This window comes from Aliivibrio sp. SR45-2 (assembly GCF_963890165.1).
GTDB classification, from domain to species: domain Bacteria; phylum Pseudomonadota; class Gammaproteobacteria; order Enterobacterales; family Vibrionaceae; genus Aliivibrio; species Aliivibrio salmonicida.
In genome coordinates, this window is the sequence record NZ_CAWPRC010000206.1 from 1 (window position 1) to 9,671 (window position 9,671).

Below are 9,671 nucleotides of genomic sequence, written 5' to 3' on the forward strand. Positions count from 1 at the left end.
ATCAAGTTAGCCATAACCGTCTTTACTTAAATGGTGTTGAATTTTTCAAAGTTGTTCCTGAAAACTTTATTGGTTCTTGGAGTTCAAAATTAGTTTCTGGTGAAGATATTATGGCAAGTAATGTTAAAGCATTAAATTTGAAGTTACGTTCAGATTTTATTTTTTCATTAGATGTTGTTTCTACGACAGGTAAAAAAAATCAGCAGGTTGGTTATTATTATTTTGAAGATGATGATTTAGTTTTGCTTTATGAGGAAGGGGAGCAAGAGTCAACATTTACAATTAAAGACGATGTATTAGAATTGAAAAATGAACAGTTTGGAATGTACGCATTATTGCAAAGAGAATAATGAGCCTATAAGGATAGAAATATGAGCTGAGGCCACTTTTAATTTACAACCTGGCCATATCTTGTGAGAAAATAGCTGAGTTAATTAGTAACTATCACTCGCTTTTTATTTATTAGTGATAGAAATCATAAGGATATATTATGAGCCAGCAACTACAGGCTAAGTTTCGCAACGACTATCAATCTCCAGAATTCACCATTTCAGACATCGATTTAGTATTTGACCTTGATGATACTAAAACACATATTTCAGCAACGTCTCAAGTTAAGCAATTAAAAAAATCAACGGATCTTCTTCTTGAAGGCGAGGGCATGGTACTTACATCATTAGCAGTTAATGGTGTTGAGTATTCGGATTATACCTTAACTGATTTTCAATTAACGATTCATAATGTCAGTGGTGAATTTAACCTTAAAATCACCACTGAAGTAAATCCTCAAGAAAATACAGCACTTGAAGGTTTGTACAAATCAGGCGATGGTTTCTGTACTCAATGTGAAGCCGAAGGCTTCCGCCGTATTACTTATTATTTAGATCGTCCTGATGTTTTGGCTCGTTTTACTACAAAAGTTATTGCGGATAAAAAAGCATACCCACATTTATTAAGTAATGGTAATCGAATTAATCATGGTGATCTTGATAGTGGTAAACACTTTGTGCATTGGCAAGATCCATTTCCAAAACCAGCGTATTTATTTGCGTTAGTTGCCGGTAATTTTGATGTATTAACAGACACTTACCAGACTAAATCGGGTCGTGACGTTGCTCTAGAAATTTATGTTGATCAAGGTAATTTAGATCGAACACCTCATGCGATGGCATCATTAATTAATTCAATGAAGTGGGACGAAGATCGTTTTGATCTTGAGTATGATCTCGATATTTATATGATCGTAGCCGTTGATTTTTTCAACATGGGTGCGATGGAAAACAAAGGGTTAAATGTTTTTAACTCGAAGTTTGTATTAGCAAAACAAGAAACAGCAACCGATACCGATTACCTTGGAATTGAAGCGGTAATTGGTCATGAATATTTCCATAACTGGACAGGTAACCGTGTTACTTGCCGAGATTGGTTTCAATTGAGTTTAAAAGAAGGCTTAACGGTTTTCCGAGATCAAGAATTTTCTTCTGATCTTGGTTCTCGATCAGTAAACCGAATTAATAACGTTCGTATCATGCGCGGCCCTCAGTTCTCTGAAGATGCAAGTCCGATTGCTCACCCAATTCGTCCAGAAAAAGTGATAGAAATGAATAATTTCTATACGTTAACGGTGTACGAAAAGGGCAGTGAAGTGATTCGTATGATGCACACCTTATTAGGTGAATTGAATTTCCAAAAAGGAATGAAGCTTTATTTTGAACGTCATGATGGTACGGCTGCAACCTGCGAAGATTTTGTATTAGCGATGGAAAATGCATCAGGAATTGATTTAACACAATTCCGTCTTTGGTACCGTCAATCAGGTACACCTGTTTTGTCTATTGCTTCTGAATACGATGAAACAAAACAAGAATATGCGTTAACAGTGAAACAACATACGCCAGTAACAGAAGACCAGACTGAAAAATTTGCGTTACATATTCCGTTAGATATTGAGTTGTATACGCAAGATGGTTCAGCAATTGAGTTACGCTGTAACAATGATGAAGTCAGTAATATACTGAATGTGACTGAAGACGAACAAACGTTTATCTTCCAACAAGTATCTGAAAAACCAGTAGTTTCGTTACTGCGTGAGTTTTCTGCACCCGTTAAGTTAAATTACGCTTATAGTGATGAAGAACTAATTTTCTTAATGGTTCATGCGAAGAACGATTTTGCTCGTTGGGATGCTGGACAGATGTTACTTGCAAACTACATTCGTGCGAACATTACTTCTGTTCAAAATAATGAGGCACTTGTTCTGCCAGAAGCTGTAGTTGATGCTTTCCGCGGCGTATTATTAAATACAGAATTAGATCATGCATTTATAGCAGAAATGTTCGTCTTGCCAAATCACAATGAAATCACCGGCTGGTTTGATATTGTTGATGTAGATGCCATTGATAAAGCACTTAGTTTTATTAAACAAACATTAGCTACAGAATTAAAAGATGAATTTTCAGCCACTTATCATAGTTTAAAGCAAGTTAGTTATTCGGTTGCACATGATGCTATTGGGAAACGTGCTTTACGCAATTGTGCATTAAGCTATCTTGCAAAAACAGAGCAGGGTGAAGCGTTAGTTAAAGCACAATATGAGTCGGCAGATAACATGACTGATACGATGGCCGCAATGGTATCGGCTAACTCGGCACAACTTTCTATTCGTCAAAGCTTAATGAATGACTTTAGTGATAAGTGGTCGCATGATGGTTTGGTTATGGATAAGTGGTTTATTCTACAAGGATCAAACCCAAGTGTTGATGCCTTGAAAGCAATTAAAGCAACGATGGATCATTCTGCATTTAGTCTGAAAAACCCGAATCGTATTCGTAGTTTAATTGGTTCTTTTGCTGCGAATAACGTTGTTAATTTCCATGTTAAATCAGGTGAAGGCTATGCATTCTTAGGCGATATTTTACTTGATCTGAACGTGAGTAATCCACAAGTAGCTTCACGTTTGATTGATCCATTATTGAAATTTAAGAAGTATGATAGTGATCGTCAAACGTTGATGAAAGCGCAATTGCAGCGCTTGGCTGATCTTGATAACTTAGCAAAAGATCTGTTTGAGAAGGTAATGAAAGCGTTAGCGTAAAATAAGATCTTACTTCAATAAAAGTGATAAATGGTCAGTATTTTATGCTGACCATTTTTTGTTTTTTCTTTATACTTTGTTTTTGATAATTCAAAGTAGATAACATCGTCGATCATGAATACGTTTTATTATTTTAGAGTTAACGTTAGCTACCAAGCCTTTTTAAGTCATTACTCTGGCACGGCGAGTACGGTTTTAGTCATGACTGAACAAGGTTTAAAGTTACAGTTACCAGCGTCGCGTTTTCGCGCATTTTTAACTCAATTAGGAGTGAAAGGGCGCTTTCGTTTAACTGTGGACCAAAATAATCGGTTTGTAAATCTTGAACAAGTAGGATAAACCTCTACCTTAATCACACTTCTAACTATAAACCCTCTAGCACGTAAAAAAGTCATAACGTTTCCGTCATATTATCCTTACAATATGAGGCGCATAAGCAGTATCAACTGCTACACTTATTATACATAATTCTAATCATAAGAAACGGAGCATTCGCTTTATGACGACGCGTGATCCTATCGTTCCCGTACTACTCGAGAAAGTGTACGCTTTAATTGCTGAAAAGCTTGAAATGCCTCAACAATCACTAATAACGCAACTTGCTCAGCGTTTATTTGCCAATATTGATGATGATGATTTACTACAACGTAATGAATCAGATATGTATGGGGCAACTCTTAGCCTTTGGAACCATTTGTCGGATGTAAATCTATCTGATATTTCGGTTCGTATTTTTAATCCAACATTAAGTCAAGATGGCTGGCAGTCAACACACACCGTCGTTGAGATTGTCACACCAGATAACCCATTTTTAGTTGACTCAGTTAAGATGGCCCTTACCCGTCTTGATATGACAAGTCATTTTATGCTGCATGGTCCACACTGTTTTACTCGTGAAAATGGTGAGATTATTTCGATCTGCAGTAATGATTCTACAATGCAGCAAACTCTCTTTCATTTTGAGGTAGATCATCTTAGTGATCCCGCAGAAATAAAAACACTTCAGACGGAGTTATTTTTAGTATTAGAAGATATTCGCCGTGTAGTGAATGAATGGAAGCCAATGTCTGAAAAGTTGACTGAGGTTATTGTTGAGCTTGAGTCTAATCATTCCCCGATTGGAAAAGATCAGGTTAATGAATCCATTCAATTTCTAGCGTGGTTACAGGATCATAACTTTACCTTAATGGGGTATAAGAATTTTGATTTAGTTGCTATCGAAGGGGATTACGAACTAACACCAACAGCAGAGACTGGCTTAGGACTATTTTCTTTAGATTCTCGTATTCATGCGACAAAACTATCGGATATGCCATCGTCTGCTCGAGCCGCGGCTAAAAAATCAGATTTACTCATCTTAACTAAATCAAATACTAAGTCTCGAATTCACCGTCCCGCTTATACTGATTACATTGGTATTAAACGGTTGAACAAAGAAGGCAAAGTGATTGGTGAGCATCGTTTCACCGGCTTATATACTTCAACGGCATACAACCAAAGTGTTTCTAATATTCCTCTACTTAGTAATAAAGTCGAACGTATTCTTGAAGCAAGCCATTACATCAAAGGCTCTCATTCTTACAAAGCATTAAACAATATCCTTGAGACTTATCCTCGTGATGAACTTTTTCAAGCAACAGAAGAAGAGATGCTTGAAGTCGGAACCGGCGTAGTTAAGATGCAAGATCGTGATTTGTTGCGTCTATTTGTTCGTCGTGACCCGTTTGGTCGTTTCTTCTCATGCATGGTGTATGTAACAAAAGAGCGCTATAACACAGAATTACGCCGTCAAACTCAACGTATCTTAAAGAGTTACTTTGGTTCTGATCAAGAAGTTGAATTTACAACGTTCTTTTCGGAAAGTGCATTAGCAAGAACTCATTACATTGTTCGTGTAGATAACAATAACGGCGATATTAATGTGAAAGATATTGAGAATAACCTAATGGAAGCAGCATCAACGTGGGATGATCGTTTATGCGATGTGATTGTAGCAAACCTTGGCGAAAGTAAAGGAACGGCGATTGCGAAACAGTATCAACGTGCTTTTCCTCGTTCATACAAAGAAGCGACGTTACCTGGTTCTGCGGTTGCGGATATTGAACGTTTAGAAAATTTAAGCGATGAAAATAAGTTGGGAATGTTGTTTTATCGTCCTCAAGAAGAAAAGAAAGGTTCAGCGAACGTTAAACTTAAACTGTTCCATCGTGATGAACCTATTCACTTATCCGATGTAATGCCTATGCTTGAAAACTTAGGGTTAAGAGTGATTGGTGAATCACCTTATACCGTTAAGAAAAGTGATGGCTCTGTAGATTGGATTTTAGATTTTTCTATGATTCATAACGGTTCTGCCGAAGTCGATCTTCGTCAGGCTCGTGATCGTTTCCAAGACGCATTTGCGAAAATTTGGAGTGGTGAATTAGAGAGTGATGGTTTTAACCGATTAGTACTTGGTGCTGGTTTATCTGGCCGTGAAGTGACTATTTTACGTTCTTACGCTCGGTATATGCGTCAAGTTGGTTTCCCATTCAGTCAACAATACATTGAAGACACATTATCAACTCATACTCATTTAGCGGTATCAATTGTTGCATTGTTTGATCTTCGTTTTAATCCAACAATGGGTTGGAGTGAGAAAAAACAACAAAAACAATTAGATGCGATTTTTGCGAGTTTAGATAAAGTAGAAAGCTTGGATGATGATCGTATTATCCGACGTTACGTAGACATGATAGTTGCTACTGTTCGTACTAACTATTATCAAGTCTGTGAGAACAACCAATCAAAACCATGGCTATCTCTAAAACTAAAACCATCAAATATTCCTGAAATTCCAGCGCCTGTACCTGCATTTGAGATCTTTGTTTATGCACCTGATATTGAAGGTGTCCATTTACGTGGTGGTAAAGTCGCTCGTGGTGGTTTACGTTGGTCAGATCGCCAAGAAGATTTCCGAACAGAAGTCTTAGGTTTGGTTAAAGCACAACAAGTTAAAAATACGGTCATTGTTCCTGTTGGGGCCAAAGGTGGCTTTGTTTGTAAGAAGCAGCATAATTTCACGACTCGTGATGATATCTTTGCTGAAGGTCAACGCTGTTATAAACAATTTATTCGCGCATTATTAGATGTGTCTGACAACATCATTGAAGGGGAAGTGATTCCTCCGAAAAATGTCGTTCGCCATGATGATGATGATCCATATTTGGTTGTTGCTGCTGATAAGGGAACAGCAACGTTCTCTGATCTAGCAAACTCAGTTTCTGAAGAATACAACTTCTGGTTGGGTGATGCTTTTGCCTCTGGTGGTTCTAATGGTTATGACCATAAAGCGATGGGTATCACGGCTAAAGGGGCGTGGGAATCAGTGAAACGTCATTTCCGAGAAATGGGAATTGATTGTCAAACCACGGATTTTACTGTCGCAGGTGTCGGTGATATGGCGGGGGATGTGTTTGGTAATGGGATGTTGTTATCTAAACATATTCGTTTACAAGCCGCATTTAACCACATGCATATCTTCATTGATCCAAACCCGAATGCTGAAATGACTTGGCCTGAACGTAATCGATTATTTGAACTGCCACGTTCAAGTTGGGAAGATTACAATAAAGATCTTATTTCTCAAGGTGGTGGACTTTTCTCTCGCCGTGCAAAGTCGATAGATCTCTCTCCTGAAATTCAGAAAATGTTAGGTACACGTAAGCAGTCTCTAGCACCAAATGATCTCATTCAAATGATCTTAAAAATGAATGTGGATCTCTTATGGAATGGTGGTATCGGTACTTATGTTAAAGCAACAAAAGAAACCAGTGTCGATGTGGGTGACCGTGCTAATGATGCGTTAAGAATCAATGGTGCAGAGCTAAATGCGAAAGTGATTGGTGAAGGTGGTAACTTAGGAATGACACAATTGGGTCGTATTGAATATGGCCTAAAAGGTGGCCGTGTTAATACCGATTTTGTTGATAATGTAGGTGGCGTTGATTGTTCTGATAACGAAGTTAACATTAAGATCTTGCTGAATGGTCTTGTTGCGAATGGGGATCTTACTTATAAGCAACGTAATGTCTTACTTGAAAAAATGGAAGATGAAGTTGGTGACATTGTTCTTGATGATGCTTATTGCCAATCTGAATCGATCTCAGTAACAGAGCAGCAAGGTACCGCGTTAGTTAAAGAGCAGATCCGATTTATTCATCACTTAGAGAAGAAAGGTCAATTGGATCGTGGATTAGAGTTTATCCCAGATGATGAAACTCTAATAGAAAGAGAGAAATTAGGGCAGGGACTTACTCGTCCTGAACTCTCTGTTTTGGTCGCTTATGGAAAGATGGTATTAAAAGAGCAACTTGCTTGTGATGAGATTGCAAATAATCCTTATCATGCTGATTTGCTTAAAACCTATTTCCCTACTGAGTTACAACGTAACTATAGAGCGGAAATGGACAATCACCCTCTGCGTTCAGAAATCATTGCAACTTGCTTAGCAAATCAAATGGTTAATGAAATGGGGTGTAACTTCATTACTCGAATGCAAGAAGAAACAGGTTACGCGGTCACTGATATTGTTAATGCGTATTCTGCAACCCGCGCTATTTTTGAGTTTGGAGACTTATTCAAACAAATTCGTGAGTTAGATAATACAGCAACGACAGTGGCACAATACGATGCTTTCTTTGTTATGCGTCGAACGATTCGTCGAGTGGCTCGTTGGTTACTGCGTAATGGTTCACAAAACATGTCAATTCAAGAGTTGATAGCTAAGTACAAACCTGCGGTTGATGATATTAAAGTCAACTTAGATAATTATTTAGTTAAAGATGAAGTCATTGAACATATTGAACAAGCCAATCATTACCTTGAAATGGGTGTACCGTGCGAGTTAGGTAATTTATTAGCGCGCTTAAGCAGTTTATACTCAGCAATGGATATCTCTGCATCGGCAGAAGCGGCAAAACACCCCGTTTCTGTAGCGGCTCGTTTGTATTATGTATTAGGTGATAAATTATCTTTGCATTGGTTCTTAAAACAAATTAATAATCAAGGTGTTGATAATCATTGGCAAGCCCTTGCAAGAGCGTCATTCCGCGAAGATTTAGATTGGCAACAACGTCAATTGGCTGGGTTAGTTTTAGCTGAATATACCGATGGAAAATCAGTAGAGCAGGCGATTGAAGAATGGTATGAGAAAAACAGTACTTCAGTTGATCGTTGGGACAGTATTTTAAATGAATTTAAAGTAGGTTCAGTTCATGAATTTGCTAAATTCTCTGTAGCATTACGAGAGTTAATGTTATTGAATTTAAGCTGTACGTCTAACGCTTCTTAGCCAGGTTATTGCTCTAAATAATCAGTAGACAAACGTTTGCATAACTTAAGCGAAAGTGAGTATATATTCACTTTCGCTTTTTATTACCCCGTAATTTTTCCTATATATCTATCTATTTAATCAAATTAAGTGATTACTTATTTCTATACCGATTTATTGGCTTTACGTTTGCAATAAATAATGACAAATTAAGTGCGATTAAGTTTGAATTGTTAATTAAATCAGTGAATAATGACTCCCCGTTTACACGGGACTTATTTTTTGGAGTTACAATGTTATATCGCATCGCCAGAGCTGGCATTTTCAAACTTGATGCTGAAAAAGCACATGACTTAGCAATTCAAAACTTCAAGCGCTTTAATGGCACACCTCTTGATATCTTCTATCGTCAAAAATTAGCGTCTAAACCTGTAGAGGTAATGGGCATTCAATTTAAAAACCCTATCGGTCTTGCGGCCGGTCTTGATAAAAACGGTGAGTGCATTGAAGCATTTGGCGCAATGGGTTTTGGATTCATTGAAGTGGGTACAGTAACTCCTCGTCCTCAAGCGGGCAATGATAAACCACGTCTTTTCCGTCTTATTGAAGCTGAGGGTATAATCAATCGCATGGGTTTTAATAACCTAGGTGTTGATAATCTCGTAGAGAACGTAAAGAAAGCAAAATACGATGGCGTGATTGGCATTAATATTGGTAAAAATAAAGATACGCCAATCGAGAAGGGCACTGAAGATTACTTAATCTGTATGGAGAAGGTATATCAATACGCAGGTTATATTGCGATTAATATCTCATCACCAAATACTCCAGGACTTCGAACGCTTCAATATGGTGAAGCACTTGATGATCTTCTTTCTCAACTGAAAGAGAAGCAGAAAGAGTTAGCTGAAAAATACGGTAAGTATGTTCCAATCGCATTAAAAATTGCCCCAGACCTTGATGATAATGAATTATCTCAGATTGCCGATTCTTTAATGAAATATAAGATTGATGGTGTCATTGCAACAAACACGACATTAGATCGTTCTATGGTTGAAGGAATGAAGCACGCAGAGGAGATGGGGGGACTAAGTGGTCGTCCTATACAAACTCGCAGTACTGAAGTCGTTCGTCAATTAAAAGAATTATTAGGTGACAGTTTACCTATTATTGGTGTTGGTGGTGTTGACTCTTATGTTGCAGCAAAAGAGAAGATGGTTGCGGGTGCCGATCTTGTACAGGTATATTCAGGTTTTATCTATAAAG

4 protein-coding genes and 1 pseudogene are annotated in these 9,671 nt (G+C 37.7%); all 5 read left to right on the plus strand.

What is annotated here, in order from left to right:
- A pseudogene (locus AACV33_RS19805) lies at positions 1-350 on the plus strand (hypothetical protein); the annotation flags it as partial.
- A 140-nt stretch (positions 351-490) separates the two neighbouring features.
- A complete protein-coding gene (pepN, locus tag AACV33_RS19810) occupies positions 491-3,094 on the plus strand; it encodes an aminopeptidase N (RefSeq protein WP_182700566.1) in 2,604 nt (867 codons plus the stop codon).
- 114 nt (positions 3,095-3,208) lie between these two features.
- Positions 3,209-3,433 carry a DUF2835 domain-containing protein gene (locus tag AACV33_RS19815; RefSeq protein WP_017023227.1) on the plus strand — a complete coding sequence of 75 codons (225 nt, stop codon included), beginning with the start codon at positions 3,209-3,211 and terminating at the stop codon, positions 3,431-3,433.
- Positions 3,434-3,593: 160 nt separating this feature from the next.
- Positions 3,594-8,426, plus strand: coding sequence for an NAD-glutamate dehydrogenase (locus AACV33_RS19820; RefSeq protein WP_182700567.1), 4,833 nt, complete (start codon positions 3,594-3,596; stop codon positions 8,424-8,426).
- Positions 8,427-8,698: 272 nt separating this feature from the next.
- A partial coding sequence (gene pyrD, locus AACV33_RS19825; protein ID WP_182700568.1) for a quinone-dependent dihydroorotate dehydrogenase occupies positions 8,699-9,671 on the plus strand: 973 nt, incomplete at its 3' end.